The sequence below is a fragment of the Halomonas sp. HAL1 genome, assembly GCF_030544485.1.
Taxonomy (GTDB): domain Bacteria; phylum Pseudomonadota; class Gammaproteobacteria; order Pseudomonadales; family Halomonadaceae; genus Vreelandella; species Vreelandella arctica.
On sequence record NZ_CP130610.1, the window covers coordinates 1,881,284 to 1,908,241 of the forward strand.

The 26,958-nt window shown below is 52.4% G+C and carries 23 protein-coding genes and 1 pseudogene; 10 read left to right on the forward strand and 14 right to left on the reverse strand.

Annotated elements, in window-relative coordinates:
- Positions 1 to 8: 8 nt before the first annotated feature.
- From rsxA to Q3Y66_RS08855, 6 genes are all read right to left on the reverse strand, one after another.
- Complete coding sequence (gene rsxA / locus Q3Y66_RS08830; RefSeq protein ID WP_007114112.1) at positions 9 to 590, reverse strand: electron transport complex subunit RsxA; 582 nt, start codon at positions 588 to 590, stop codon at positions 9 to 11.
- Entirely contained in the window at positions 587 to 2,185 is a 1,599-nt protein-coding gene (locus Q3Y66_RS08835) for a diguanylate cyclase (protein ID WP_008957316.1), read from the reverse strand. The genes rsxA and Q3Y66_RS08835 overlap by 4 nt, the downstream gene beginning before the upstream one ends.
- Before the next feature lie 101 nt (positions 2,186 to 2,286).
- Positions 2,287 to 4,323: a methionine--tRNA ligase gene (gene metG, locus Q3Y66_RS08840; RefSeq protein ID WP_008957317.1), complete on the reverse strand. Its 2,037-nt coding sequence runs from the start codon at positions 4,321 to 4,323 to the stop codon at positions 2,287 to 2,289.
- A 125-nt stretch (positions 4,324 to 4,448) separates the two neighbouring features.
- Positions 4,449 to 4,730 (reverse strand): hypothetical protein, encoded by a 282-nt coding sequence (locus Q3Y66_RS08845; RefSeq protein WP_008957318.1) that lies wholly within the window; start codon positions 4,728 to 4,730, stop codon positions 4,449 to 4,451.
- A gap of 112 nt (positions 4,731 to 4,842) precedes the next feature.
- Positions 4,843 to 6,024 (reverse strand): 1-acyl-sn-glycerol-3-phosphate acyltransferase, encoded by a 1,182-nt coding sequence (locus Q3Y66_RS08850; protein ID WP_008957319.1) that lies wholly within the window; start codon positions 6,022 to 6,024, stop codon positions 4,843 to 4,845.
- 67 nt (positions 6,025 to 6,091) lie between these two features.
- Positions 6,092 to 7,021: a recombination-associated protein RdgC gene (locus Q3Y66_RS08855; protein WP_008957320.1), complete on the reverse strand. Its 930-nt coding sequence runs from the start codon at positions 7,019 to 7,021 to the stop codon at positions 6,092 to 6,094.
- A gap of 176 nt (positions 7,022 to 7,197) precedes the next feature.
- Here Q3Y66_RS08855 and Q3Y66_RS08860 point away from each other — a divergent pair, with 176 nt between their 5' ends.
- The 8 genes from Q3Y66_RS08860 to Q3Y66_RS08895 all read left to right on the forward strand — a co-directional run bounded on the left by Q3Y66_RS08860 (position 7,198) and on the right by Q3Y66_RS08895 (position 18,274).
- Entirely contained in the window at positions 7,198 to 7,632 is a 435-nt protein-coding gene (locus tag Q3Y66_RS08860) for a thioesterase family protein (RefSeq protein WP_008957321.1), read from the forward strand.
- A gap of 153 nt (positions 7,633 to 7,785) precedes the next feature.
- Positions 7,786 to 10,542: a DNA gyrase subunit A gene (gene gyrA / locus Q3Y66_RS08865; RefSeq protein ID WP_008957322.1), complete on the forward strand. Its 2,757-nt coding sequence runs from the start codon at positions 7,786 to 7,788 to the stop codon at positions 10,540 to 10,542.
- A complete protein-coding gene (gene serC / locus Q3Y66_RS08870) occupies positions 10,526 to 11,629 on the forward strand; it encodes a 3-phosphoserine/phosphohydroxythreonine transaminase (RefSeq protein WP_008957323.1) in 1,104 nt (367 codons plus the stop codon). Before gyrA ends, serC begins: the two co-directional genes overlap by 17 nt.
- A 5-nt stretch (positions 11,630 to 11,634) precedes the next feature.
- Positions 11,635 to 12,726 (forward strand): prephenate dehydratase, encoded by a 1,092-nt coding sequence (gene pheA / locus Q3Y66_RS08875; protein ID WP_008957324.1) that lies wholly within the window; start codon positions 11,635 to 11,637, stop codon positions 12,724 to 12,726.
- Positions 12,727 to 12,731: 5 nt separating this feature from the next.
- Entirely contained in the window at positions 12,732 to 15,011 is a 2,280-nt protein-coding gene (locus Q3Y66_RS08880; RefSeq protein WP_008957325.1) for a bifunctional prephenate dehydrogenase/3-phosphoshikimate 1-carboxyvinyltransferase, read from the forward strand.
- On the forward strand, positions 15,004 to 15,702 hold the full coding sequence (gene cmk, locus Q3Y66_RS08885; RefSeq protein ID WP_008957326.1) for a (d)CMP kinase: 699 nt from the start codon (positions 15,004 to 15,006) through the stop codon (positions 15,700 to 15,702). The genes Q3Y66_RS08880 and cmk overlap by 8 nt, the downstream gene beginning before the upstream one ends.
- Positions 15,703 to 15,885: 183 nt before the next feature.
- Complete coding sequence (gene rpsA / locus Q3Y66_RS08890) at positions 15,886 to 17,565, forward strand: 30S ribosomal protein S1 (RefSeq protein WP_008957327.1); 1,680 nt, start codon at positions 15,886 to 15,888, stop codon at positions 17,563 to 17,565.
- Between the two features lie 334 nt (positions 17,566 to 17,899).
- A complete protein-coding gene (locus Q3Y66_RS08895) occupies positions 17,900 to 18,274 on the forward strand; it encodes a histone-like nucleoid-structuring protein, MvaT/MvaU family (RefSeq protein ID WP_008957328.1) in 375 nt (124 codons plus the stop codon).
- Between the two features lie 75 nt (positions 18,275 to 18,349).
- Here Q3Y66_RS08895 and Q3Y66_RS08900 read toward each other — a convergent pair whose 3' ends face one another.
- Both Q3Y66_RS08900 and Q3Y66_RS08905 read right to left on the reverse strand, forming a co-directional pair.
- Positions 18,350 to 18,856: a hypothetical protein gene (locus Q3Y66_RS08900; protein ID WP_238528482.1), complete on the reverse strand. Its 507-nt coding sequence runs from the start codon at positions 18,854 to 18,856 to the stop codon at positions 18,350 to 18,352.
- Between the two features lie 39 nt (positions 18,857 to 18,895).
- Positions 18,896 to 19,207, reverse strand: a pseudogene (locus tag Q3Y66_RS08905) (helix-turn-helix transcriptional regulator); the annotation flags it as partial.
- Between the two features lie 361 nt (positions 19,208 to 19,568).
- Between Q3Y66_RS08905 and Q3Y66_RS08910 the strand changes: the two are divergent.
- Both Q3Y66_RS08910 and Q3Y66_RS08915 read left to right on the forward strand, forming a co-directional pair.
- Positions 19,569 to 19,913 carry a hypothetical protein gene (locus Q3Y66_RS08910; RefSeq protein WP_008957330.1) on the forward strand — a complete coding sequence of 115 codons (345 nt, stop codon included), beginning with the start codon at positions 19,569 to 19,571 and terminating at the stop codon, positions 19,911 to 19,913.
- A gap of 88 nt (positions 19,914 to 20,001) precedes the next feature.
- Positions 20,002 to 21,015, forward strand: coding sequence for an IS630 family transposase (locus Q3Y66_RS08915; RefSeq protein ID WP_303319479.1), 1,014 nt, complete (start codon positions 20,002 to 20,004; stop codon positions 21,013 to 21,015).
- 26 nt (positions 21,016 to 21,041) lie between these two features.
- On the opposite strand, the gene Q3Y66_RS08920 is transcribed toward Q3Y66_RS08915, so the two are convergent.
- The 6 genes from Q3Y66_RS08920 to pilB form a co-directional block, all read right to left on the reverse strand.
- On the reverse strand, positions 21,042 to 21,929 hold the full coding sequence (locus Q3Y66_RS08920; protein ID WP_035586313.1) for a DNA replication terminus site-binding protein: 888 nt from the start codon (positions 21,927 to 21,929) through the stop codon (positions 21,042 to 21,044).
- Between the two features lie 39 nt (positions 21,930 to 21,968).
- Positions 21,969 to 22,202 (reverse strand): DNA gyrase inhibitor YacG, encoded by a 234-nt coding sequence (gene yacG, locus Q3Y66_RS08925; RefSeq protein ID WP_008956862.1) that lies wholly within the window; start codon positions 22,200 to 22,202, stop codon positions 21,969 to 21,971.
- A gap of 33 nt (positions 22,203 to 22,235) precedes the next feature.
- Positions 22,236 to 22,838 carry a dephospho-CoA kinase gene (gene coaE / locus Q3Y66_RS08930; RefSeq protein WP_008956861.1) on the reverse strand — a complete coding sequence of 201 codons (603 nt, stop codon included), beginning with the start codon at positions 22,836 to 22,838 and terminating at the stop codon, positions 22,236 to 22,238.
- A 109-nt stretch (positions 22,839 to 22,947) separates the two neighbouring features.
- Positions 22,948 to 23,793, reverse strand: a complete 846-nt coding sequence (locus tag Q3Y66_RS08935) for an A24 family peptidase (protein WP_008956860.1) — start codon at positions 23,791 to 23,793, stop codon at positions 22,948 to 22,950.
- 76 nt (positions 23,794 to 23,869) lie between these two features.
- On the reverse strand, positions 23,870 to 25,099 hold the full coding sequence (locus Q3Y66_RS08940; protein WP_008956859.1) for a type II secretion system F family protein: 1,230 nt from the start codon (positions 25,097 to 25,099) through the stop codon (positions 23,870 to 23,872).
- 3 nt (positions 25,100 to 25,102) lie between these two features.
- On the reverse strand, positions 25,103 to 26,875 hold the full coding sequence (pilB, locus tag Q3Y66_RS08945) for a type IV-A pilus assembly ATPase PilB (RefSeq protein WP_008956858.1): 1,773 nt from the start codon (positions 26,873 to 26,875) through the stop codon (positions 25,103 to 25,105).
- Positions 26,876 to 26,958: the final 83 nt, after the last annotated feature.

Below are 26,958 nucleotides of genomic sequence, written 5' to 3' on the forward strand. Positions count from 1 at the left end.
CGCTACCTTCACCCTTGTACTAATCCGGAAAAGCCGAGAAACGCTAGCGACATAAGGCTAGCGGTCACCATGGCAATCGCCGCACCTTGAAATGGTTTAGGAATATCCGCTCCTGCCAAACGCTCACGCATGGCAGCAAATAGTACCAAAATAAGCGAAAAACCCAGCGCCGCGCCCAAACCATAGAGAGTGGTATGAAAAAAACTCAGTTCGCGGTTGAGCGACAGTAGCGCTACGCCCAATACGGCGCAGTTGGTGGTAATTAGCGGTAGAAAAATACCCAGCACCTGATGCAGCAACGGGCTCAACTGACGCACCATGATTTCCGTGAACTGCACGACAGCGGCAATCACCACAATAAAGCTGATGGTGCGCAGATACGTGACATCCAGCGGCACCAGCAGCCCATGATAGACAACGAAACTGGCCGCCGACGCCAGGGTGAGTACAAAGGTGGTGGCCAGGGACATGCCCATGGCAGACTCCAGCTTATTGGAGACGCCCATAAACGGGCATAGACCCAGAAACTGTACCAATACGAAGTTGTTGACCAGCGCTGTGCTGATCAAAATGATAAATAGCTCACTCATAGCGGCGTATTGTGCGAATAAAAGCGGGCGTTGGCTAGCGAGTGTGCATACACCTTGGTGCAATGTCGCCCTGCCGCTTTGGCTGCGTAAAGCGCCTGGTCGGCGGCCGTCATTAATCCGCTGGGCGTCATTACACCTTCTATTTCCAACTGGCTAATACCAATGCTGACGGTGACATATGAAGCCACTGGCGACATCTGGTGAGGATGCTTTAATTGGTCAATAGCATGACTCAGCGCTTGGCTTTTTTCCATGGCTTGGGTGGTGGTAGTCGCAGGCAACATCGCACTGAACTCTTCCCCACCTGTTCGCGCGATAAAAAAGCCATGGGCAGTGGCAATGTCATGCATTGTCTGCGCAACGCGTTGCAAACATATATCGCCTTCGGGGTGTCCGTAATGGTCGTTAAAGAGTTTGAAATGATCAATGTCGATCATCATGACCGACAAGGGCTGGCCTGTGTTCAAGGCAATATTAACGACTTCTCGCAGGCGCTGATCGAATAATCGGCGATTGGGCAGACCGGTCAATGGGTCATGGGTAGAGAGCTCGATGAGTTCAGCATTCAGCTGCTGTTGATGCTTGAACTGGTCTTGAAAGGCCCGCGCTAAGATGCCAATTTCATCGCCGCGTCCTAATAGATGGCTTGATCCCTTTAAATCCACGCTGGCTTGCTGCGTAAACTGGGTCAGAGTTCTGAGTGGCTTCAGAATAATACGCTCCAGTAGCAGCAGAACAAGGCCAATCACTAATAGCATCAAGCAAGCTGTCCATAAAAGTACGTAGCGAAACGTTTCTAGGCTGGCCAAATAACTGGTGCGATCAAGCTGGGTTCCCAATGCTAACTGCTCGTTATGCGGGTAGGTAGTCAAATAGCGCTGCGCCTGGATCGTATTGCCTGAGATGGTGACGGCTGTGTCATTATTGATACCGCCTTCCACCATCGAAAGCGTCGTTGGTAGTCCCGTATAGTCTTCTATGATCGTCAACCATTCATCGTCCATTGGCCTCACTTTGAATAGCCATCCTTGGGGCGGACCGCTCTCATCGGTTCTCACAATGGGGTTGGATGCTACCATTAGCGGCGTTGTTCCCGCATATAGGCTGCTTTTACCCTGTTCTGGATCTTCTTTAATGGAAGCCTGCATCGTGCGAATAAGCCCCGACATCCAGCGGCACTCACGCTCTGCGGTATAGCAAGTGTGGTATTGGCCGGTAGCAGGATTGAGACCTGCCAAAAAATGTACATCGCCCTCCGCGTTGAAAAAGGCCATTAGCTGGTAGCGCATTTCTTCAAACATCTGTTGGCTAAAATTGGTATCTGTATAGCCAGGGTAGTTACCCTGAATAAATTCATAGGTATCGTCCCAGATCGCCCAGTCTCGGGCTTGGGCTAGTAGCTCCTGTTGGCTGATATTGAGGCTGCGTTCAATTTGCGCTAGTTCCTGGATTACTACCGCACGCTCTTCCTTATGAAGTGCGGGAAATATTACCCACTTGCTCAAGGCAGCTAAGGAAATAAGGGCTAGTAATAACACCCCGCCCAAGGCGGCCAGAAAACGAAAGCGCAAAGATCGAGAGAAGCGATGAACCATAGGGGGTGCCTAAGCGAAACGGTGAAGATGTACGACAGCTGCAAAAAATAAAAGGGGCAAAGGCGTTTAGCCTCTGCCCCTTTGACATGGCTTTTTAGTGATTAAGTGACCCGCTGGCCCGGTTCAGCACCGGTGTCTGGGGAGAGCAAATAGATGCCGTCTTCATTTGCTGAGGCTAGCACCATGCCTTCCGATACGCCAAAACGCATTTTGCGCGGCGCCAGGTTGGCGACCATGACCGTCAAGCGACCTTCCAGTGCTTCAGGTGCGTAAGCAGAGCGAATGCCAGAGAACACATTGCGTGTTTCGCCGCCCAGGTCGAGGGTCAATTGCAGCAGCTTGTCGGCGCCTTCCACGTATTGGGCTTTCGCAATGCGCGCAATGCGAAGGTCGACCTTGGCAAAGGCTGCAAAGTCGATTTCATCGGCAATGGGGTCTTCCGCCAGCGGGCCTTTGGGCGCTTCTTTCAGTTTTTGCTCTTCCACAAGATCTTCCTTCGACGCTTCAATCATCGCATCGATTTTATCTCGGTCAACGCGGGTCATTAGGGGCTTGAATTTATTGATCGAGTGATCGGTCAGAACCGTTTGGCGAGTGTGCCAGTCAAGAGACACGACATTCAAGAACTCACGCGCTTCTTCGGCCATCGTGGGAACGACGGGGGCTAGATACACCATCAACTGCCGGAACAGGTTAATACCGACCGAACATATCTCAAGCACTTCAGCGTCGCGGCCATCTTGCTTGGCCAATGCCCAGGGTTCTTTATCTGCAATATAGGTGTTGGCCTCGTCTGCCAATTCCATAATTTTACGCATTGCCCGGCTAAACTCACGAGCTTCAAAGTCTTCGGCAATATCATCACCCGCGGCAATAAAGCGGGCGACCATTTGCGGTTCTGCGCAGTGAGCCGAGAGAGTGCCACCGCCAATTTTTTTAACAAAACCAGCGCAGCGGCTCGCAATGTTGACTACTTTGCCGACTAAATCTGAGTTTACCCGTGCGGCAAAGTCTTCCAGGTTTAAATCCAAATCATCAACTTTGGAGGTAAGCTTTGCGGCAAAATAGTAGCGCAAGTATTCCGGGTTGAGGTGATCGGCGTAGGTGGCGGCTTTAATAAACGTGCCGCGGGATTTCGACATCTTGGCGCCGTCTACCGTGAGGAAACCGTGGCAGTTAACGGCGGTAGGTGTGCGCAGGTCAGCGCCATGCAGCATGGCAGGCCAGAACAACGCGTGAAAATAGACGATATCTTTGCCGATAAAGTGGTACACCTCGGCATCAGAGCCTTTCTTCCAATAGCTGTCGAAGTCGATACCTTCACGGTCACACAGATTTTTGAAGCTGGCTAAATAGCCTATCGGCGCATCCAGCCAGACATAGAAATATTTGCCAGGTGCATCAGGAATTTCAAAGCCGAAATAGGGCGCGTCACGGGAAATATCCCACTCATTAAAGCCGGACTCAAACCACTCCATCAACTTATTACGGATTTGCGGCTGAACGTGGCCGTCGTCAATCCAGCGCTGTAGGAAGTCGGCAAAGTCGGGCAGCTTAAAGAAGTAGTGGGTTGAGGTGCGTACTTCGGGCGTTGCGCCTGAAATTGCTGAGACGGGATTAATCAAGTCAGCGGGAGTGTAGGTAGCACCGCACTTTTCACAGTTGTCGCCGTACTGGTCCTCTGAACCGCATTTAGGGCAGGTACCTTTAATAAAGCGGTCGGCTAAAAACAAGCCTTTCTGGGGATCAAACATCTGCTCAATATCACGCGTGGCAATATGGCCTTTATCGCGCAAGCGCTTATAAATCATTTCGCTGAAGTGGCGATTCTCAGTGGAATGAGTCGAGTGATAATTATCGAACCCAACACCAAAACGGGAAAAATCGGTTTGGTGATCCTGGGAAACCCGCTCAATAAGCGCTTCGGGGGTTATGCCTTCTTGCTCGGCGCGCAGCATAATGGCGGTGCCATGGGCATCATCAGCACATACGTAGTAGCACTGTTGGCCACGGCTTTTCTGGAAACGAACCCAGATATCCGTCTGAATATATTCAAGCAGGTGGCCGAGGTGAATAGCTCCGTTGGCGTAAGGGAGCGCGCTAGTCACCAAAATATTGCGCGTGGCGGTAGTAGACATGGTGAAGGTTAATTCCGAGTGAATAAGGGTGCCGATCAGGCGGTAACTAAAAACACGGCGAAGTCACTGTAGGCTTCGCCGGTGGCTTTCCTTAGCAACGATTAATACGATGCTTTATACAACATTTAATACAGGGCTTGCTCTTCTTGAACCACTTCGCGCAGCAGTTCTAAAAAGAGCTTATCAGCCTCAGAGTGCTCAGCCGGATCTTCCGGAATATGCACGCTGGTAGTATCGGAAATTTCGTTAGCAATGCGTGCCATCGCCGCTGGGCTGTTGCCTTCGGTTAGCTGCTGCCGAGCAATCGCTAGGGATTGTTCAAGGATTTTTGGGTCTTGTAGCAATTTGCGAATAAAATCTCGTAGCTCATTGATGACACGTGTTTTCTGAATTTCTGAACCGGACATGGAAGTCTCCTTAGGATCGCGGTCGACGGCAGCGCCAAGCGGAACCAGTCAATGCTTTGACCATAGCATTTTTTACGCTAATGGGCATGAGTTGCCCGGTTAAAGCATTAGATTAAAGTGTCAATCGACCGGCCTTGTGTTTAACGGGATTTGCGTACTGGGCGAGCCAGTAGGGGCGCAATGCCTCAGGCACTTCAGCAAGCCGTGCATTGAAGCGCTCTCTGTCCTGTCGCGTAATGGCTTTGCGTGCGACTAATTCAGGTGCTTCACCCAGTGCCTCAAGGGCCAAATAGTGGCTGGGGAAAAGGCGATAACCGCCGATCACTTGGCGATCAATTTCAGCGGCCACTTCATCGGGCGTTGCCATATCAGCACCAACTGGCGTGCCAAAATGCAGCCGCACGCGTCCCTTAGAGCCGGTAATGCCCGCCACAATGGAGCGAATATCTTCAAACTCACCTTTGGCGTAACTGCCTTGGGTGTCAATATCGTACAGCTCCTGGGCTTTTTGCACGTCGCAGGGGTCATATTCATAGCTAATCGACACCGGCACCAGTTTTAGCTCAGCGATGGCCTCACCAAACACCATGTCGCGCTCTGAAGCACGTCTCGCCATGATTAGCATTTTGATGATCGCGGGCTCGGTATGGTCGATGCCATTCTTTGCCCGGCCTTCGCGCTGGGCCATCCAGATGGAGTGCTGGTCTTCGGTAATCGTGTGGCGAATATAGGCTGAAAGCTGTTGATACGCTGCCAGCATTGCCCGCTTGCCCCGTGCACTCCGTGGGACAATAAAGCTTTTATTGAGTCGCATTAGGTCGGTGACGTAGGGCTTTTTGAGCAGATTGTCACCGATGGCGATACGCACAGTATCGCGGTTCGCTTGATAGAGCGCATAGTTGACGAACGCTGGGTCAAGCGAAATATCGCGATGGTTGCCTATGAATAGGTAAGCGCCTTTGGGGTCGAGCTTATCAAGCCCCGTGACTTCAAACTCATCGGTGGTGGTACGAATCATGCGCTCCATATAATGAGCAATGCGCATTTGAAATTCGTAGATCGATGTAACACCTTTCACTTCACGCCGGACCGCGCGGCTGGCAAAGCCACGCGCCAGCGACGGCGCCCAGCGCGCCAAGCGGGGAAGCCGAAAGCGGGTGAGGGCATCGAGCAATTCGTTGTCCCGTGAGAGCCTAGCAAGAACATTGGCTACTTCATGATCCATAAAGGGCCGAATGTCGGCCCACGGGTCTGTCGCGGTAGAGACGTTGGTAGCGTTATTGTGATGAGTCATGCGAACCGTTGGATAATAAAAAATAAGTATCGATTAATAGCATCGAGGTCGAAGGTCTATAGAGTCCTTACTGCGCCGCGGGTTCCCGCTGCGTTTCGCCCCCAAGCCACTCTATTAAGCGTGGAATATCTGTAGATAGCGCCTGCGCCATTAAAATAAAGTCTGTTTCCAGGCGGGCGAGCGCATCGTCACCATCGTCCGCGTGGTCGGCCTCTTCAATGAGGGCATCGCCAAAGCGCAACGATTTCAGCGCCAAATCATCGTGCAGCATGAAGCTTAACCGGCCTTCTAAGCTCACAGCGAGTTTGCTGGCCTGGCGGCCGCTTTCGAGTAACTGCTGAATTTCATCACTGTCTAAATCGACTTGGCGCGCGCGAAGTACACCGTCATCGCCTTTCGCTTTGAGCTCGACTTGATCACCCAGCTGCAGATCGGCAGGGCGGCTAGCCACATCGCCCAGCCAAGTGGTCATGGCGCGAATAGGCAGCGTTTGCGAACTCAGCGGGGTGACTTTCAAGCTGCCCAGCGTCTCGCGCAGCAAGTCCAGGATATCCTCGGCACGGGTGCGCGAACTGGCATTGATGCCAATCATTTGGCCTTTTGTGTCCCACCAAAGGTCGATTTTCTGGCTACGTACAAAGGCGCGAGGCAGCAAATTTTCAGTGACCTGCTCTTTAAACGCGGTTTTCTCTTTGCGGGTAACTTTACGGCTTTCGCTGGCTTCGATGTCGGCGACGAGCTCGTCGACCTCTTCTTTTACAACCGAGGCAGGCAGTAGCCTCTCTTGGCGAAGGGCGGAAAGAAGGCGGTGCGATTGAATTTCGTGCACTAACTGCCCGCCGCCCATACGTCCAGCCGGGGCTGTCCAGCCCAGGCGGCGTGCATCAGCGTTACCGAGTGGTTTGGCGGCATGCTCTTGTAAAGCGCTAGCGAGCGCATCGCTGGATAACTCGGGCGCGTCGTGCAGGCGGTATAAATGCAAGTGCTTAAACCACATGAGGCCAATCCTGTTCAAAAGGTGGCACATTATGGCGAAAGAGGGGCATTCCTACCAGCGGCTGCCACCAATCGTCTCTGTTGCACGTGTTTCAAACTTGTGTTTGATTGAGGGTTTGCCAGCTAAATACTATCCGCCAATTAATTGCATTGTTTGACTGAACAGTAGGAGTGGTTATGAGTACATCGCTATCGCGGGTTCAATTGCGTGTTCGTGGCTATCACTTGGATGGCTATGGTCATGTGAATAACGCTCGCTACCTGGAGTTTATGGAAGAGGGACGTTGGGATTACTTCGATCAACACCCAGCGATGATCAAAGAGCTCCATCAGGCTGGCCGGGCGTTTGTGGTGGTTAACTTGAATATTGATTATTTGGCTGCGGCGCGTCATGGCGATGATTTAGAAATTATGACGGGTATCGTCGACGTCGGTGAACGCAGCGGCCTCTGCCATCACCGTATCGTCCGCAAAGACGGCACCGTCATCGCCCAGGCAGATTTGACCTTCGTCCTTTTGGATATGCGGGCTAATAAGGCCGCTGCCATTGAGGGTGAGGTGCGTGACGCGTTGGCCGCATTAACGTTGGCGAAAGAGGCATTTACCCCCTAAACGGCTTTGGTGAGCTCCCTGGCTGCCCTTGCTGCTTTTGCAGTGGTATGATGGCGAAGTATTTGCGCGCCGTTCCACTAAGTTTTTCGGGGCGGTGTTTTTAAGCGCTTTCAACTCTCGCAGTGCCAATGCAGTGCAAAGGATCTGACTTTCATGGGTGACATCGCCAGAGAAATCTTGCCCGTCAATATTGAAGACGAGCTTAAACAGTCGTATCTCGACTATGCGATGAGCGTCATTATCGGCCGCGCGCTTCCAGATGTGCGGGATGGCCTTAAACCGGTTCACCGGCGTGTGCTGTTTGCCATGCATGAACTGGGTAATGACTGGAATAAACCGTACAAGAAGTCGGCGCGTGTCGTCGGCGATGTCATCGGTAAATACCATCCGCACGGCGATAGCGCGGTTTACGACACCATCGTACGTATGGCTCAGCACTTTTCGATGCGTCATGTGCTGGTCGACGGCCAGGGTAACTTCGGTTCTATCGATGGGGATAACGCGGCTGCCATGCGTTATACCGAGGTGCGTATGTCGCGCCTTGCCCACGAACTGCTCGCTGACCTGGAAAAAGATACCGTCGACTGGGTCGATAACTACGACGGTACCGAACGTATTCCCGCGGTATTGCCTACCAAAACGCCCAATTTGCTGATCAACGGCTCCTCGGGCATTGCGGTAGGTATGGCAACCAATATTCCACCGCATAATATGCGTGAAGTGATTGATGGCTGCTTAGCCTTAATCGACGACTACACGCTGACCGTTGATGACCTGATGGAGTATATCCCCGGGCCTGATTTCCCCACCGGGGCGATTATCAATGGTCGCGCGGGCATCTTGTCGGCATACCGTACCGGCCGTGGGCGTATTTATGTTCGCGCCTGCCACACCATTGAGCACCATGACAAAACCGGTCGCGATCACATTATTATTAGTGAGCTGCCGTATCAGGTGAACAAAGCGCGGTTGATCGAGAAGATTGCCGAGCTGGTGAAAGAGAAGAAAATCGAAGGCATCGCTGAGCTGCGCGATGAGTCGGATAAAGATGGTCTGCGCGTGGTCATTGAAGTTAAGCGTGGCGAGTCCGGCGAAGTGGTGGTCAATAACCTGTTTGCTCAGACACAGCTGCAGAATGTGTTCGGGATTAACATGGTGGCGCTGGAGAATGGCCAGCCCCGTACGCTGAATCTTAAAGAGATGCTGGAAGCCTTTATTCGCCACCGGCGCGAAGTGGTGACCCGGCGTACGCTGTACGAACTGAAAAAAGCCCGTGAGCGTGGGCATTTGTTGGAAGGTTTGGCCGTCGCTATTTCGAATATCGACGAAGTGATTGAGCTGATTAAAGCCTCGCCCAATGCGGCAGAAGCGCGTGAAAAGCTGCTTGCCAAGACGTGGCAACCCGGCCAAGTAACCGCCATGTTGGAGCGGGCGGGTGCTACTTCTTGCAAGCCAGAAGAGCTGGAAGAGGGCTTTGGTCTAAACACCGCGGCCACGTCGTATCGGCTATCGCCTGCCCAGGCACAAGCGATTCTTGAGTTACGTCTGCACCGTTTGACGGGCCTTGAGACCGAGAAGCTGCTCGATGAATACCTGACGATTCTTGAGAAAATTGCTGAGCTTACTGAGATTCTGGCATCGCCTGATCGGTTGATGGAAGTGATCCGGGAAGAGCTGCACGCCGTGCGTGATCAGTTTGGCGATGATCGCCGCACTGAAATCCAGGCCAGCCATTTGGATCTGTCGATTGAAGACTTGATCGCTGAAGAAGACATGGTCGTGACCGTGTCGCGCTCTGGTTACGCCAAGACCCAGCCGCTGTCGGATTATCAGGCCCAGCGCCGTGGTGGTCGCGGTAAGTCTGCCACCGCGATGAAAGATGAAGATGTGATTGAGCACCTGCTGGTAGCGTCTACACACGACACCGTGCTGCTGTTCTCCAATCGCGGCAAAGTGTACTGGCTGAAAGTGTATGAAATGCCCAACGCCAGCCGCGGCTCGCGTGGCAAGCCGCTGGTCAATATGCTGCCGCTGGAAGAGGGTGAGGCGGTTAATGCCATCCTGCCTGTACGTGACTACGATCCTGAGCACTATATCTTCTTTGCGACGGCTAAAGGCACCGTCAAGCGCACCAGTCTTGAACAGTTCTCGCGCCCGCGTAGCGTAGGTCTTATCGCCATTGACCTTGAAGAGGGTGATCGTTTAGTGGGTGCTGCCATTACCACCGGTAATGATCATGCCATGCTGTTGTCGTCTAACGGCAAGGCGATTCGCTTCGAAGAGGGTAAAGCCCGCGCCATGGGACGTACTGCTCGCGGCGTGCGTGGTATGCGCTTGGCAGGCGATGCGGAAGTCATCAGCTTGATTATTCCCAAGAGCCAGCAAATCGACGCCGAAGCGGATGCCGAAGAAGAAACTCAGGATGGCGTGCAAGAGAGCGTCGTGGCCGAAACCGCCGATGGTCAGATCTACATTATGACCGCCAGTGAGAACGGTTACGGTAAGCGTACGCGCCTGGAAGAGTTCCCGCTGCGTGGCCGTGGTGGTCAGGGTGTTATCGCCATGCAAACCAGCGAGCGTAACGGTTCGCTAGTCGCGGCGATGCAGGTTTATGACAGCGATGAAATGATGCTGATTACTGACCGTGGCACGCTGGTGCGTACGCGTGTTGAAGAAGTCTCAACCACCTCACGTAATACCCAGGGTGTGATGCTGATTCGTCTGGGTAAAGAAGAAAAATTAGTCAAAACCGTTCGTGTTGATGAGCCTGCCGAAGTCGATCTGACCGCTCTTGAAGAAGGTGCCGAAGAGGGTGCCGAAGCTAGCCTTGATGAGCGACCTGAAGACGTTCAGGCGAGTGAATCATCCGATGACGCACAGGAACCGGGGACTGATGACACGTCATTATAATTTCTGCGCAGGGCCAGCGGCCCTGCCAGTAGCCGTACTGGAACGCGCCCGGGAAGAGTTGCTGGACTACCATGGGCGCGGCCTTTCCGTAATGGAAATGAGCCACCGCAGCGACGAGTTTGTTGCCATTGCTGAGCGTGCAGAAGCTGATTTTCGTGAGCTTCTAGGCGTGCCAGATAACTATAAAGTGCTGTTTTTGCAGGGTGGCGCCAGTATGCAATTTGCCATGCTGCCGATGAACCTGCTGGGTCAGGGCGGTAGCGGCAACTTCATTCAGACCGGTATCTGGGGCAAAAAAGCGCTTAGCGAAGCAAAGCGCCTGGGTTTCGCTTGTCATGTGGCCGCAAGCAGTGAAGCTAATGGCCATATGGCGGTGCCTGCGCTGGATACCATTAGCGTTAGCGATGACGCGGCCTATTTGCACTACACGTCGAATGAGACGATTGGCGGCTTGGAGTTTGACTATACGCCCCATGTGCAGCGTGCCGATGGCGCTAGCGTGCCGTTGGTCTGCGATATGTCATCAAATATCCTGTCTGGGCCGATCGACGTTAGCGATTTCGGCGTGATCTACGCGGGCGCGCAGAAAAATATCGGCCCCGCTGGTTTAACGTTGGCCGTCGTTCGTGACGATTTGCTAGGCAAAGCCCAAGCCAACATTCCTTCGCTGTTTGATTACAAAATGCTGGCCGAAGCGGGTTCGATGGTGAATACGCCGCCGACCTACGCTTGGTATTTGGCGGGCTTAGTCTTTCAGTGGCTAAAAGACGACATTGGTGGGCTAGCAGCGATGGACGCCATTAATCAGCGCAAAGCCGATAAGCTGTATGCGGCGATTGATGACAGCGACTTTTATAGCAACCCGATTGCTAAGCACAATCGCTCGCGGATGAACGTACCGTTTGTCTTGGCCGATGCGGCGCTGGATAAAGCGTTTTTACAACAAGCCGATGCGGCGGGGCTGCTCAATTTAAAAGGCCACCGCAGCGTGGGCGGTATGCGGGCTAGCCTATATAACGCAGTGCCTGAGTCTGCGGTAGATGCGCTAATCGCATTTATGGCCGATTTCGAACAAACAAGGGGCTAAACACCATGTCCGACACGTCGATCAATCTGGATGAGCTGCGCCAGCGAATCGATCAGCTCGATAGCGATATTCTGAATCTTATCAGCGAGCGCGCCAGTTGTGCCCAGCAAGTGGCGCATGTGAAGCTGGCCGAAGATAAAGATGCGGTGTTCTACCGCCCTGAGCGAGAAGCGCAGGTGCTGCGGCGCATCATGGCCTTGAATAAAGGCCCACTTGATTCAGAAGAGATGGCGCGCTTGTTTCGCGAAATCATGTCGGCGTGTTTGGCACTTGAACAGCCGGTTAAGGTGGCCTACTTAGGCCCTGAGGGCACTTTCACTCAGCAGGCGGCGCTCAAGCACTTTGGTGAAAGTGCGGTTAGCCTGCCTATGGCAGCCATTGACGAAGTGTTTCGTGAAGTTGAGGCGGGCGCCGTGCATTACGGCGTGGTGCCGGTGGAAAACTCCACCGAAGGGGTGGTCAACCACACTCTTGACACCTTTATGGACTCTTCCATCAAAATTTGTGGCGAGGTGGTGCTGCGTATTCACCATCATCTGCTGGTCAGTGAAACGACCCGCCGCGATAAAGTCTCGCGTATCTACTCGCACCCGCAGTCGTTTGCCCAGTGCCGTAAATGGCTGGATGCTCACTATCCCCATGCGGAGCGAGTGCCGGTTTCCTCTAATGCGGAAGCGGCTAAGTTAGTCAAAACCGAGTGGCATAGTGCGGCGATTGCAGGTGATATGGCGGCCAAGCTTTATGGGCTTGAGCACATTGCCGAAAAAATTGAAGACAGCCCGGATAACTCCACGCGGTTTTTGATTATTGGCAACCAGGATGTGCCCATGGCAGGAGAGGATAAAACCTCTATTGTGGTTGCCATGCGCAATCAGCCGGGTACTTTGCACGCGTTACTGGAGCCGTTCCATCGCCATCAGATTGATTTAACGCGCCTTGAAACACGTCCTTCGCGCACTGGTGTGTGGAACTACGTCTTTTTTATCGACTTTAAAGGCCATCGTGATGAGCCCAAGGTCGCGGCGGTGCTTGAAGAGGTGCAGCTGCGGGCGGCGGACTTGCGTGTGCTAGGTTCCTACCCGATAGGCGTGCTGTGACGTTAATGGTCGAAGGCAGCGTAACAACATCATCTTGTCATGAGTCGCGCTTACTAATTGTGGGGCTGGGATTGATTGGTGGTTCGCTTGCGGCTGCACTGCGCGCTTCAGGGTTTAAGGGGCAAATCGTTGCCTGTGATCCTGATAAAGATGAAATCGCCCGCGGTATAGAGATGGGGCTGATCGACTCAGGTGGCACCCATCTTGCGGAGCAAGTGAGTGGCGCTACGATGGTGGTGCTGGCTGTGCCGGTGCTGGCAATGGAAAGTGTAATGGCCCATTTGGCGGGTGCCCTGGCATCTGCGTCACCAAGTGTGGTTATTACCGATGTCGGTAGTACCAAAGCCACTATCCGCGCCTGCGCCCAAAGAGTATTTGGTCAAGTGCCTACTAATATGGTGTTAGGGCACCCCATCGCCGGCTCAGAGAAAAGCGGTGTGGCGGCGGCGAATCCACGCCTTTATGTGGATCATAAGGTGATTCTTACCCCCGAAACCAACGTAGATGCCGACGCTTTGATACGCGTGCGTTGCTTATGGGAAGCCTGCGGCGCCGATGTCCTGGAAATGGACGTAGAGCGACATGATCAAGTGTTGGCGCGTACCAGTCATTTGCCGCACCTGCTGGCATTTTCACTGGTGGATACGTTGGCACGCCAGGATGAGCGGCTAGATATTTTCCGTTACGCAGCGGGCGGTTTTCGCGATTTTACCCGTATCGCGGGTAGCGACCCGGTGATGTGGCGGGATATTTTTATCGCTAATAAGCAGGCGGTATTGGCATCGCTGGATGATTTTGAAGCAGGGCTTGAGCGACTGCGTCATGCGGTAGAAACCGGTGACAGTGACGCGCTGATAGCCACCTTTGACCGGGCAAGCCATGCCCGGCACTATTTCGACTCTTTATTGAACAAAACCAGTTACCAGGCGGAATACCATATGCAACCACAAGGTAAGGTTACCTACCGTGTGCAGCCGGGCGGCCAAGCCCAGGGACGTTTGCGCGTACCCGGTGATAAATCCATGTCGCACCGATCCATTATGCTGGGGGCGCTGGCAGAGGGCGTCACTGAAGTTAAAGGCTTTCTGGAAGGCGAAGATAGTCTGGCGACGCTGCAGGCGTTTCGCGAAATGGGTGTGGCGATCGAAGGCCCGCATCAGGGTAAAGTCACCATTCATGGTGTGGGTATGCACGGCTTAAAAGCGCCCGCGGGTCCGCTCTATGTAGGCAACTCGGGCACCGCCATGCGGCTGTTTTCCGGCCTTCTCGCGGGTCAGGCGTTTGATAGCGAGCTGACGGGCGATGAGTCGCTGACCAAGCGCCCCATGGGCCGCGTGGCTGACCCGCTACGCCTAATGGGGGCCACCATTGATACTGCGGAAGGCGGACGCCCACCGCTGAAAATTCACGGCGGCGCTAATCTTAAGGGCATTCATTATGATATGCCCATGGCCAGTGCTCAGGTGAAATCCTGCCTGCTGTTGGCAGGGCTCTACGCTGAAGGCGAAACCCGTGTACGTGAGCCAGCGCCCACACGCGACCACACCGAGCGTATGCTCAATGGTTTTGGCTATACGGTTTCTCGTAAAGGCGATACCTGCTGGCTGCAGGGAGGCGGTAAGCTAACAGCGGGCCCGATTGATGTGCCTTCTGATATCTCTTCTGCAACGTTTTTCTTAGTCGCGGCGGCTATCACTCCGGGTTCTGATATTACCCTTGAGCATGTAGGCATTAATCCCACACGAATTGGTGTCATCAATATTCTGCATTTGATGGGGGCCGATTTAACGCTTGAAAATGAACGTGAGGTAGGCGGCGAGCCGGTGGCCGATATTCGTATTCGCTATGCGCCACTGAAAGGGATCGACATTCCTGTTGATCAAGTCCCATTAGCGATTGATGAATTTCCTGCCCTCTTTATTGCTGCCGCCAACGCAAACGGTGTAACCCGTCTAAGAGGCGCAGAAGAGCTGCGTGTTAAAGAGTCTGATCGCCTCCAGGCAATGGCGGATGGCATGGCCATCTTGGGTGTTAAACACACTCTACTTGATGACGGTATCGATATTGCCGGCAACGGTAATGCCGAAGTGGCCAGTTATGGTGGTGGGCGTATCGATAGCCTGGGTGATCACCGTATTGCCATGGCGTTTGCGGTTGCATCGCTGCGGGCGAGTGCAGAAATTGATATTGAAGACTGCGCTAATGTGGCGACCTCTTTCCCTGATTTCGTTGAATTAGCCACGCGTATTGGTATGGGTGTTAATGTGGAGGGCGCGCATGAATGATCGCGCTTCAGCTGTTCCAGTGCTCACCATTGATGGCCCAGGCGGGGCGGGTAAGGGCACCATTAGTGGTTTAGTCGCGGAACGCCTGGGCTGGCATTTACTGGATAGTGGCGCACTTTATCGGCTGACGGCTCAAGCAGCGGTTAAGCATAACGTAGCCGTTGACGATGAGGCTGGGCTTGCCCGCTTAGCGGAGCAGTTAGATGTGGCCTTTCCGGTTGAAGATGGTCAGCCACGAACGCTACTAGAAGGTGAAGATGTTGGTCAGGTGATTCGTACCGAACAGGCTGGGGAGCGTGCCTCGCAAGTAGCGGCGCTTCCTGCCGTGCGTCAGGCATTGCTGCAGCGGCAGCGCGATTTTTGCCAAGCGCCAGGGTTGGTGGCCGATGGCCGCGATATGGGCACAGTGGTGTTTCCCGACGCCACGCTAAAGATTTTTTTAACGGCAAGTGCCGATGAACGGGCACGTCGGCGTCATCTGCAGTTGCAGGAAGCCGGGGTGAATGCTAGTCTTTCGAGTCTTTTAAAGGAGATTCAGGCACGCGATGCACGCGACACGCAACGCAGCGTGGCCCCTCTCAAGCCGGCAGATGATGCCATTACGCTTGATAGCACGCGTCTGAGCATACCGGAAGTGGTTGATCGACTGACCGAACTGCTCGCCCAAAGAGGGCTGGTAAGCGGCGTATGATTCTCCCTTGCGGCGCTTTTGGATAGGTGTCACGACGTGGCAGGGCACTAAACTCACATCGGTGAGCCCGGTCAGGTCTAACCAGCGTTAACACCCCCAAAGGCTGAGTGACATTAGGCCCGCACTTGCTGGTGGTGCGGAGAAGGCATTTATGCCTCAACAACGTAATTACGTAGGAACACCATGAGCGAAAGCTTTGCTGAGCTGTTTGAACAGTCTCTTAACGACATCAACATGGAGCCAGGCGCTATTGTCGCGGCTCAGGTTGTCGACATTGACGGTGACTGGGTTACTGTCAACGCTGGCCTAAAATCTGAAGGTCAGATTCCAGCGTCACAATTCCGCGATGAACACGGTAACCTGAACATCGCTATCGGTGACGACGTGCACGTTGCACTGGAAGCCGTTGAAGATGGCTTCGGTGAGACGCGTCTGTCTCGTGAAAAAGCCAAGCGTGCAGAAGCTTGGAAGATTCTGGAAGCAGCCTTCGAGAAAGACGAAATCATCAAGGGCGTTATTAACGGTAAGGTTAAAGGCGGCTTCACAGTTGAAGTTGACTCTATCCGTGCCTTCTTGCCTGGCTCGTTGGTTGACGTTCGTCCGGTTCGCGACACTGCGCACCTGGAAAATAAAGAGCTGGACTTCAAAGTCATCAAGCTTGATCCGAAGCGCAACAACGTTGTGGTATCACGTCGTGCGGTTCTGGAAGCAGAGAACAGTGCCGAGCGCGAAGCGCTGCTGGCAACTCTGCAAGAAGGCCAGCAGATCAAGGGTATCGTTAAGAACCTGACAGACTACGGCGCTTTCGTAGACCTAGGTGGTGTTGACGGCCTGCTGCACATTACAGACATGGCGTGGAAGCGTATTAAGCATCCGTCCGAAATCGTTGCCGTTGGCGACGAGATCAACGTCAAGGTTCTGAAGTTTGACCGTGAGCGCAATCGCGTTTCACTGGGTCTGAAGCAGTTGGGCGAAGATCCGTGGGTCAACATTAAAGAGCGTTACCCAGAAGGCATGAAAGTACACGCAGTCGTCACTAACCTGACTGACTACGGTTGCTTTGCCGAGCTGGAAGAGGGTGTTGAAGGTCTGGTTCACGTGTCTGAAATGGACTGGACTAACAAAAACATCCATCCGTCTAAAGTCGTTCAAGTGGGCGATGATGTTGACGTCATGGTGTTGGATATCGACGAAGAGCGTCGTCGTATTTCTCTGGGTATCAAGCAGTGTACTGCTAACCCGTGGGAAACCTTCAACACTGACTACAACAAGGGCGATCGCGTTTCAGGTACTATCAAGTCGATCACTGACTTCGGTATCTTTATCGGCCTAGAAGGCGGTATCGACGGTCTGGTTCACCTGTCTGATATTTCTTGGACTGATACTGGCGAAGAAGCCGTACGCAGCTTTAAGAAAGGTGACGAAGCTGAAGCCGTAATCCTGTCTATTGATCCTGAGCGTGAGCGTATCTCGCTGGGCATCAAGCAGATGGATTCTGACCCCGTTGCTGAGTACTTGTCAGTCAACGATAAGGGCAGCATCGTAACGGGTCGCGTCATTGAAGTTGATGCTAAAGAAGCTCAAGTTGAATTGGCGACTGACGTTATTGCTGTGCTGAAAGCCTCTGAAATTAGTGCTGATCGCGTAGAAGATGCGCGCAATGTACTGAATGAAGGCGACAGCGTAGAAGCCCGTATCGTGAGTGTTGATCGCAAGAGCCGTCAGATTAACCTGTCGGTAAAAGCGAAAGACCAGGATGATACGCGTCAGAACTTGAAGAAGATGCGTGAGCAAGAGCCAGAAACTGCGGGTGGCCCGACTACAATCGGCGACCTGATCAAGCAGCAGATGGGCCAAGACTAATTATCGATTAGTTATTGGTTGATAAAAACGCCGCCCTTATGGGCGGCGTTTTTGTTTGTAAGTGTTGATCGCTTCTAATAGACGACACATAGATTCACATAGCAATGATGAGCTATTAGGGTTATAAAACACTTTAAATAGCAGTTGTGTTTTTAAAAAACGATTAGTAATTGAGTAAAAATCAACTAGACTGTTGTCAGTTACTCTTTTTACAGCAATAATGTCCCAGCATTCTGAACTAGTGGGTGCCAAGGTTGTCAAGTTAGCACCTAAGCCAGTTGAACCCCTTTCAGTTGGACCCCGTTCAGTTGGATACGATACTAAAGGAATCCCGATGTCATTACTTAACGAATATATCCAAAAAGAACAGCAGCTGAAGCAGCTTCAAGAAGACCTACAGCGCTTAGAAGGCGATCAGCGTCTTAAAAGCGAGTTGGAATTCAAGGCCAAACTTGAAGCGCTTATGACTGAGTTCGGCAAGCGTCCTAGTGACGTCATTGCTTTATTAGATCCCGCTTCTGACCAGCGTAGTGTTAAAACGACGGCTAGTGGCAATGCGCGCCGTAAGCGTCGTCTTAAAATTTATAAAAACCCTAAAACTGGGGAAGTCATCGAAACGCGCGGCGGCAATCATAAAGGTCTGCGTAGCTGGAAGGATGAGTACGGTGATGAAGCCGTCGAATCCTGGCTGGTTCGCATGGAAGATTAAGCAAGTTAATAACCGGCATTTCTTTACAGGAGTGCCGGTTTTTTATGATCTCTGCTCAGCGGTGCCTCAAAGACGTTATCCTTCCTGCTGGCCTATAAGCGGGAGCCGAAGCTCTAAATAATGTGCTTTCCATAATACCTGAGGCGGTTGGCCGCTTACGTGAAAGCTATCCTGACTGTAAAGCAAGTGCGTGATGGTATGCGCCAATGCATCATGAAGATCAGCTAAATCACCAAAGCGCGTACTTGAATAGTAATGGGTTGGAATATCGACCCGCCGATAAGGCAACGGTAAGGCAATGTCTTGAGCGTTATCTGTTTGTTCAAGGTAGAGGCCTACGTCTGTGCGGTTAGAATGAAAATAATCATTATTAAGCGCATCCACTTTGGCCGATAGTATATCAGGCAATGAAATGGTGGTTGTCGATAGGCGTAATCGCGCCTGTAAGCAGGCTAGCTGCTTGTTGTGGTAGCTTGCATCCCCTAGCCCTTTAATATGCTCGGGAGCTTGATAGAGGCGCATTAGGATAATTTGGCGGTCACTGGCTTTTTGGATATCTGTCTTGAAGCCTGGATTAGGCATCGAGCGTGACAATGCGCTTTTTAGTGATTGCCGAAAATTGCGTGGCCTGAGCTGATAGCGACGCTGAAATGCACGTGAAAAGGATGAATGGTTATGATACCCACAACGTATCGCAATTTGCGCTATATTGAGAGGCGTAAGGGCTAACAATACAGCCGCCCGTTCTAACCGTCTTTTTTCGCGGTAGGCGCTCGGCCTAATGTGAAAGCTTTGGCGAAATTGGCGCCGTACTTGGGAAGACGAGTAACCAATATGGTTAGCAAGGTCTTCAATGCCGAGTGGCTTGTCAAGTGTGTCCTGCAGCCAGATCTCAGCTCGTGTCATCGCGTTGAACATTATCTGGCCTCTCATGCGTGAATCGTACAGGTCGTGCTTATCTCGCCTGTAGTGCACTCTCCCAGTGCGTTAGTGTTGGTAACCTAGCTGAGCTGAAGAGCAAATGTTCAGCGTTTAGATAAGAGTTGAATCTCTGTTCAGGTTACTTGTTGCTACGTTGATGCTAAGCATCAATTTTTGAGTTATCGCTGACTGTGGCGTATTTGATAAAATGTTTGTCACCATCGATTGCCTAATGATGTTGCCTTTATGCTGGCAACAGGGTGGCAAAGGCAAGTTTGCTCGTTATCTTTACGCGTTTGTGCACAGTTTTTGCAAAAAATGCTACGTTTGTAGCCATGTCGACCATTTCAAGTAAGGTGTAAATGAAACATCGATGAAATATCAAAAGGTTCAAAAGCCGGTAGATGAGCGTGAGAAGCTGCGTAAATTCCGTGAATTAGACGATGCCTTTGCGCAGGCGTTACGTCAGTTAGACGATCCTGAAAGCGATTTTGATATACCGACGGGGCCGCCGGTAAGGTCGCTTGCGGCATTGGAGCAAGATGATGTAGAAGCCAAGCAGAAGGAACAACAACAAGAGCAGGAGCGTGTGTTCAAACAGCGCTTTGAAGCTTTGCTGAATGAGTATGGTATTGACCATGGCGATCTGGCCGAACTGGTCGAAACACTGCTTGGCTATGGGTTATGGCCGCAGGATCAAGTGCCAAGTAGGGATTAGTGCTAGGTAGTTAGCACCTCTACTAAGTGATTCTGCATAAATTATCGCGTATAAAGAACAAAGATCCATCAGAGTAAAATACAGAACCATGTCTCGGCGCTTACGTTTCGTTTCTTTAACACCTGACCAGCAACGTATCTTAAATGAAGCCTACCAGTACGGCGAAAAGAGAGCACTACGTCGTCGGGCCCACGCCATTCTGCTCAACCACAAGGGCCATACGATTAACCAGATTCGCGATATTATTGGGGTTAAGCGCGATACGGTATCGACTTGGTTATCCCAATGGGAAGCAGACGGTATTGAAGGTCTTCAAGACAAGCCTCGCGAAGGACGCCCGCACCTTCTCAGCGAGAGCGATCTTGCTGTGTTAGAACAACTGGTTGAAGAGTATCCCCATCAATTGCCTGTCCTCCATGCCAAGTTTCAGGAGCAGACAGGTAACGTCGTCAGCCAGGACACGTTGCGGCGCGCGTTAAAAAAAGGCTATAGCTGTAAGCGGATACGCCGCTCATTGAGGGCACATCGTGACGAAGCGGATTTCCGCCATACGCAAGAGATAATCAATGTATTGAAGGAGTGGGAAGATGATGGTGAGTGCGATCTCTATTTCTTTGATGAAGCCGGTTTCTCGCAATCATCGTCACTTCCTTATGCATGGAGCCCGATAGCCAAGCCCTGGGAAGTCACGGCCTACCCACACAGCAAACGGCTGAATGTACTGGGCTTTCTCACCAGAAAAGGTGAGTTTTTTCACCATATGACCACCGACTCAGTGACCACTGAAACCGTTATAGAAGCCTTTGATCAGTTTGCGGCACATAAAGACCCTGACGCATTCGCCGTCGTGATACTGGATAATGCCAGGATGCACCGTTCCAAGGCGTTCCAGCGCAAACTTATTGATTGGATGGCACATCGCATTCACCTGGTCTACTTGTCGCCATATTCGCCGGAGCTGAATCTGATCGAAATCCTTTGGCGCGAAATCAAATACCGGTGGCTACCGTTAACAGCCTACAGTTCGTTCGATAAGCTTTGTGAAGCGGTCAAAAAAGTATGTAATGGTTACGGCACTGATTACTCAATAACTTTTGCATAACCACTTATATCCTACGTGTGGTATTGCTAACGGTAGCGGTAAACGCGCAAACTCGGCAGAAATACATCTGGCTCAAGCTTTTCATCGCGCCGCCGTGCCCGTGTGCGGGTGGTGGGGGGCTGTAAAGCGGGCAGGTTTATGTGTGGCAGTCGCTGGTTATTGTCTGGTACGAAGATAGGCATGGCCGCATTCAGCGCCCGCCTTGTATGGCCATCATCGAGTGGTTCGGTAAAAAATAGATTTGCCCGCATAAGGGGAGCCTGGGTTTGCACCTGGGCGAGCACTTCGCCGCTTGGGATGCCGGCTAGTTTGCGAAGCTGAATACGGATATGCGCTGCATCGGTATCAAGCTTTAAAAGCTTTTGCTCAGCCTCTTGAACGGTCAGCCGCTTTATGGAACGACCACTGCTATACCACGCAAAGCGAACCCGTGAAACGGGGGCTTGTGCGATGGGCAGTTGACGCCAACTCTGCTTAAGATGCAGACGAGCAAGCCCATTGCGCCGTAACGCTTCATCAATGTAAGGATGGCGTTGCGGCAGGCGGCTTTTGGCGTCGCTCAAGGTTTGGGGAAAAGCCTGTTTAATATGCTGCAGCAGCTCAGCAAAACTTTTTTTAGCTTGATTAACGGCGTCTACCGCTGCCAGTAATTCATCATTAGCAGCCACAATGGCAATGTAGTTGCGCGTCTCGCGACCATCCTGATCTTGTTCATGCCACATATCGAAAAGCGCTTCGCGTAGCCAGTGGCGAGCGGGTGTTGCTTGATGAAAGACCCACGATGCCGGTTGTTGGCGTTCAAAAAGCGAAACAGCGGTCTCAAGCGTGTCAATTAAAGTGTCAAACTGCTGCTCCAGCTGAAGCAGCAGATGATAGGCCGAAGGCGATGGTTGATAAGGCATTGTGGTAGCCATGTGGATTGCGGGGCTTAAAACGTCGATTGCTCGGGCGCGTTAGGAGAGCGGCGCATCCTTATCAGCTTGTGCCAACAGTGTCTCTATATCAGCTTCATCCATCGCCGATTCGCCCGATATGCGGTGCGACTCATCGGCCCAGGCACCTAGATCTAACAGTTGGCAGCGTTTGCTGCAGAAAGGGCGATAGGTGCTCTCAGGCAGCCAAGGCACACGCTTAGCGCACTGAGGGCAACTAACTTCAAGCGGGGAATCGTTTGCAGGGCGAACCATAAAAACTCCAATTACGTTAACAGGGGCGATATCTCAGTCGTTAAGCAGTTGACGGTAGCGTTGATCCAGCCGCACCACTTGCTCCATCATGCTGAGGTGGTCACCGCTGTTATCTATCACGTCATCTGCCTGTGCTAGCCGCTGTTCGCGGGAAAGCTGGGCGGCGAGAATAGCATGCACTTGGCTTTCGCTCACCCCATCACGTTGCTGGGTTCTCGATAATTGTAGCGCTTGTGGTACATCGACCACGACCGCTCGGTTGACCAGCGCATTTTGGCCCGACTCAAATAGCAGCGGTGATACCAGCAGCACATAAGGCGCGCCTTGTGTTTTAAGCTGCGCTAAGTGCTGCAATAGACTTTCTCTTATTTTGGGGTGTGTGACTGATTCTAACCACCGCCGCTGCTCTGGGTCTTTAAAAATAATAGCGCGTAGGGCCGCGCGATTAAGCGTGCCATCCTGATGGATGACCTGGTCACCGAAGCGGTTTTTAATGGCTAATAGTGCCGGTTCGCCAGGTAGAACGATTTCTCTGGCGACATCGTCAGCATCGACCGAGGCAGCGCCGAGCGTTTCAAAGGCGCGCGCAACCGTCGATTTGCCCGACCCAATGCCACCGGTTAATCCGATAATCATCTGCTGCCTCACTTAGCTCAGTTTTCAATAACCCAAATGCACTAGCTCAGTTTTAATAGCCCAAATTTAATAACCCAGCTTTAATAACCAAAATAACAATCGTTAAACGTTAACTAAGCAGGCTGAGATACAGCGCCATTAGCTCATCGCCAACTAATAACGCTACCCAACCAGCGAGGGCAAGAAAAGGCCCAAAGGGTAATGGTTTGCCACGTAAGCGAGGCGCGCAGGCCTGCGCAGTTAAACCAACCACCGCGCCAAGCCCTGCGGAAAGTATCAAGATAAGTGGTAAAAAGTTCCAGCCTAGCCAGGCGCCCAATGCTGCCAGCAGCTTAAAGTCGCCAAAGCCCATGCCCTCTTTACCGGTGACGAGTTTGAACAGCCAATAAAAACTCCATAGAGAAAGATAGCCCACCATCACGCCGATAACGGCATCGGAGAGCATAAACGGCTGGAAGAGTAGCTGAAAAAGTAAGCCTGCCCATAGCAGCGGGAGCGTAATAACATCCGGCAATAACTGGGTACGAAAATCGATCACGGCGAGTGCTAACAGCATCAAGCAGGCGCCGTAAATAAACAACGACTCTGCAGTGAGGCCATGGAGTGCCACTACCGCCAAGGCCAGTAGGCCACCGGCCATTTCCACCAGCGGATATTGAACGCTGATGCTCGTTTGACACCCTGCACACCGCCCGCGGCGTTTAATCCAGCCAATCAGCGGCAGGTTATCGTGCCAGGCAATCGGGGTTTCACAGCGGGGGCACAGGGAGCCTGGTGTGGCTAAATTGAAGCGTGGCGAGTGTTCCTCATCCAGTTCAAGCGCTGCACGCGCCTCACGCCGCCAATGGCGCATCAGCATGACCGGTAGGCGCGTGATAACAACATTAAGAAAACTGCCTAAGCACAGCCCAACCAATAAAGCCATGAGCCATACAATCAGGGGAGGGTAATGCATGAATGTCCCTATACGAGTGGGTTAGTTTGAATGGGTGGGTTGCCGGTGTAAGGCATTTTAGAAGGCCGCGCCTAAGTTAGAGAGCCGAGCCTAAGCTGAAAATTGGCAAGTATATAGACACAACGACGCCGCCCACCAGTACGCCCAGTACGACGATAATAATCGGCTCCATTAGGGAGGTGAGGGCGTCGACTTTATTGTCGACTTCTTCTTCGTAATAATCAGCGACGCGGTTCAACATCGCATCCAGCGCCCCCGACTCTTCACCGATGCTCACCATTTGAATTGCCAGGGGAGGAAAGCGGTTGGTCATGCGCATGGCAAAGTGTAGCTGCTGCCCGGTCGCAACATCTTTACGGGTTTGTATCACGGCGCGTTCATAAACTTTATTGCCCACGGCCCCAGAGGCGGTCTCTAAACCTTCCATCAAGGGTACGCCGGAAGCAAAGGTCGTGGCTAAGGTGCGCGCAAAACGGGCAAGGGCGGATTTATGCATAATGTCGCCGATCACCGGTAAGCGAAGCACCAAAACGTCCATGCCATAAGCAATTTTGGGTGAGCGTTGAACGCTTATTTTGATGGCCAGCACCGTGGCCACCAGGCTACCCAGGGCCACAAGCCAATAGCGCTGAGCAAGCTCGGATAAGTTAACGGTCATTTGAGTCAGGGCGGGAAGCTCCGCATCAAAATTACTAAACATGCTTTCAAACTGAGGGACGACTTTAATCAGCAGCAGCAGGGTGACTGACATCCCGACGATCATCACGGCACTAGGGTACCAAAGGGCTTTCTTAACGCGCGATTTTAGCGATTCCACTTTCTCTTTGTAACTCGCGACACGGTCTAGCATCTGATCCAGCGCACCAGCTTGTTCGCCAGCATCGATGAGGTTAACAAACAATTGATCAAAATGTTTTGGGTGACGGCGTAACGCATCAGAAAAACTTGAGCCCGATGAAACATCGCTTCTCATCTGCTCTACCAACATCGCCATGGCGGGCTTTTTCAGACTTTCGCCAACGACTTGGAAAGCCTGTAACAAAGGAATGCCGGCGCGAATCATGGTCGCCATTTGGCGCGCAAAAACCATCACGTCGGTAGGCTTAATACGGCCTGCGCCGCTGAGGCTGTTTATTTTGCGAATGCGCTTAACATTGATGCTTTGCCCCGCCAGTTCAGCCGTTACCTCCGCTTTACTACGGCCAAGGGTTTCGCCGCTCAGTGTTCTGTCTTGAGGGCCTTTACCCGCCCATTTCCAACGGTAAAGTTGAAGAGATGGGCGACGCCCACGCCGAGCGTTTGCCATTGCTTACTCCTTACTAACGCGGTTAATTTCTTCAAGGCTGGTAATCCCCCGCATGACTTTTAATAAACCGCTCTGGTGCAAACTGGGGTAGCCTTCGCGGCGCGCCTGCTGATCGATATCCATCGCGTTGGCGTTGCTCATAATTAATTGGCGCATGGCTTCCGTAATGGGAACGACCTCATAAATACCCACGCGACCTTTATAGCCATGCGTGCAGTGCTTACAACCTACCGGCTTGAAAATAGTGGCCTGTTGGATTTCTTCATCGCTAAAGCCCTCTTTGCGCAGTGCCTCGTGGGGGATAACAATCGGCTCCTTGCAGCGTGGGCAGAGTTTGCGCGTTAAGCGTTGGGCAATAATCAGGCTAACGGCGCTGGCGATGTTAAACGAAGTAACCCCCATGTTCGCCAGCCGCGTGAGCGTTTCGGCAGCTGAGTTAGTGTGCACGGTAGAAAGCACCAAGTGGCCTGTCTGGGAGGCTTTAACGGCAATGTCAGCGGTTTCTAAATCACGAATTTCACCCACCATCACCACATCCGGGTCTTGGCGCAGAAATGCCCGTAGCGCACTAGCAAAATCAAGCCCAATTTTAGGCAACACATTGACCTGATTAATACCGGCTACTTTAATCTCAACCGGATCTTCCGCCGTGCAAATATTGCGCTCCACTTTATTGAGAATATTAATGCCGGTATACAGCGAGACGGTTTTGCCACTGCCAGTGGGGCCCGACACCAATATCATCCCCTGGGGCTGGTTGAGGGCACGTTCATAAAAGTGACGTTGGTCATCAGTAAAGCCTAATTGCTCGATGCCGAGTTGGGTCGCGGAAGGGTCGAGAATACGCAATACCAATTTTTCGCCATACACCGTGGGCAAGGAGTTGACCCGAAAATCGAGCGAGCGCGTACGCGATAATTTAAGTTTTATGGCCCCGTCTTGGGGTAAGCGCCGCTCAGAAATATCCAGCCGCGCCATAATTTTCAAGCGGGCGGCAACACGGTTACGCATCCCTAAGGGAGGGCGTGCGACCTCAATTAAGATGCCGTCAATACGAAAACGTATACGATACTGCGTTTCGTAAGGCTCGAAATGAATGTCGGACGCGCCACGGCGAATCGCATCTAATAAAATCTTATTAACAAACTTGACGATGGGGCCATCATCACTGTTTTGAGGTGCTTCTTCCAAAGGCACTTCACTGTCTTCGGCAACACTCAGCGTTGATAACTCATCATCGAGGTCATTAAACTCGTCCAGCATGCCACGTTCGCTTTGCGTTAATGCTAAATAGCTACTCAGCGTGGTGGCTAGCTGGTCCATCGGGGCTAATATCCCTTCAATGCTAAGCCCGGTGGCAAACTGTAACTCATCAAGCTGGGTAAGCGTGGCGGGGTAAGGCACGGCCACGGTTAAACGGTGCCCATGACGTGCCAGAGGCACCACATTTAAGCTTTGCAGAATCCTCACTGGGTAGTCAGTAACAGGAGGCAGCGAGCTAATACGAACGGCTTCTAAATTGATAACCGGCAGCCCGTACTCGTACCCCGCGGCAACCGCCGCGGCAGTGGGGGGCACAAGCCCGCTTTCAACCACGTGCTCTAATAGTGAAATATCATTTTCCACGGCGGCGCTAGCGGCCGCCGCAGCCTGCGTTTCGGTTAGCAAGCCGTGCTTGATTAAACGCTGGGCAATACCGCGCTGCCCGCCCCGTGCAGCGGCGTGGCTTAGGGTTGACTCATAACTTAAGGTTGATTCGGTAGTCGCTTGGCTCATCGGACGCTCGCCTGGGTTCCCACAATGCGGCTCACTTTTACCACAGTTAGTCGCTGAGGACAGTAGTGATAACGTAATGAGAC

Excerpts from the sequence above, each read along its gene's own strand:
- rsxA (WP_007114112.1), bottom strand. The coding sequence starts at position 590 with ATGAGTGAGCTATTTATCATTTTGATCAGCACAGCGCTGGTCAACAAC.
- Q3Y66_RS08835 (WP_008957316.1), bottom strand. The coding sequence starts at position 2,185 with ATGGTTCATCGCTTCTCTCGATCTTTGCGCTTTCGTTTTCTGGCCGCC.
- metG (WP_008957317.1), bottom strand. The coding sequence starts at position 4,323 with ATGTCTACTACCGCCACGCGCAATATTTTGGTGACTAGCGCGCTCCCT.
- Q3Y66_RS08845 (WP_008957318.1), bottom strand. The coding sequence starts at position 4,730 with ATGTCCGGTTCAGAAATTCAGAAAACACGTGTCATCAATGAGCTACGA.
- Q3Y66_RS08850 (WP_008957319.1), bottom strand. The coding sequence starts at position 6,024 with ATGACTCATCACAATAACGCTACCAACGTCTCTACCGCGACAGACCCG.
- Q3Y66_RS08855 (WP_008957320.1), bottom strand. The coding sequence starts at position 7,021 with ATGTGGTTTAAGCACTTGCATTTATACCGCCTGCACGACGCGCCCGAG.
- Q3Y66_RS08860 (WP_008957321.1), top strand. The coding sequence starts at position 7,198 with ATGAGTACATCGCTATCGCGGGTTCAATTGCGTGTTCGTGGCTATCAC.
- gyrA (WP_008957322.1), top strand. The coding sequence starts at position 7,786 with ATGGGTGACATCGCCAGAGAAATCTTGCCCGTCAATATTGAAGACGAG.
- serC (WP_008957323.1), top strand. The coding sequence starts at position 10,526 with ATGACACGTCATTATAATTTCTGCGCAGGGCCAGCGGCCCTGCCAGTA.
- pheA (WP_008957324.1), top strand. The coding sequence starts at position 11,635 with ATGTCCGACACGTCGATCAATCTGGATGAGCTGCGCCAGCGAATCGAT.
- Q3Y66_RS08880 (WP_008957325.1), top strand. The coding sequence starts at position 12,732 with ATGGTCGAAGGCAGCGTAACAACATCATCTTGTCATGAGTCGCGCTTA.
- cmk (WP_008957326.1), top strand. The coding sequence starts at position 15,004 with ATGAATGATCGCGCTTCAGCTGTTCCAGTGCTCACCATTGATGGCCCA.
- rpsA (WP_008957327.1), top strand. The coding sequence starts at position 15,886 with ATGAGCGAAAGCTTTGCTGAGCTGTTTGAACAGTCTCTTAACGACATC.
- Q3Y66_RS08895 (WP_008957328.1), top strand. The coding sequence starts at position 17,900 with ATGTCATTACTTAACGAATATATCCAAAAAGAACAGCAGCTGAAGCAG.
- Q3Y66_RS08900 (WP_238528482.1), bottom strand. The coding sequence starts at position 18,856 with ATGCCTAATCCAGGCTTCAAGACAGATATCCAAAAAGCCAGTGACCGC.
- Q3Y66_RS08910 (WP_008957330.1), top strand. The coding sequence starts at position 19,569 with ATGAAATATCAAAAGGTTCAAAAGCCGGTAGATGAGCGTGAGAAGCTG.
- Q3Y66_RS08915 (WP_303319479.1), top strand. The coding sequence starts at position 20,002 with ATGTCTCGGCGCTTACGTTTCGTTTCTTTAACACCTGACCAGCAACGT.
- Q3Y66_RS08920 (WP_035586313.1), bottom strand. The coding sequence starts at position 21,929 with ATGGCTACCACAATGCCTTATCAACCATCGCCTTCGGCCTATCATCTG.
- yacG (WP_008956862.1), bottom strand. The coding sequence starts at position 22,202 with ATGGTTCGCCCTGCAAACGATTCCCCGCTTGAAGTTAGTTGCCCTCAG.
- coaE (WP_008956861.1), bottom strand. The coding sequence starts at position 22,838 with ATGATTATCGGATTAACCGGTGGCATTGGGTCGGGCAAATCGACGGTT.
- Q3Y66_RS08935 (WP_008956860.1), bottom strand. The coding sequence starts at position 23,793 with ATGCATTACCCTCCCCTGATTGTATGGCTCATGGCTTTATTGGTTGGG.
- Q3Y66_RS08940 (WP_008956859.1), bottom strand. The coding sequence starts at position 25,099 with ATGGCAAACGCTCGGCGTGGGCGTCGCCCATCTCTTCAACTTTACCGT.
- pilB (WP_008956858.1), bottom strand. The coding sequence starts at position 26,875 with ATGAGCCAAGCGACTACCGAATCAACCTTAAGTTATGAGTCAACCCTA.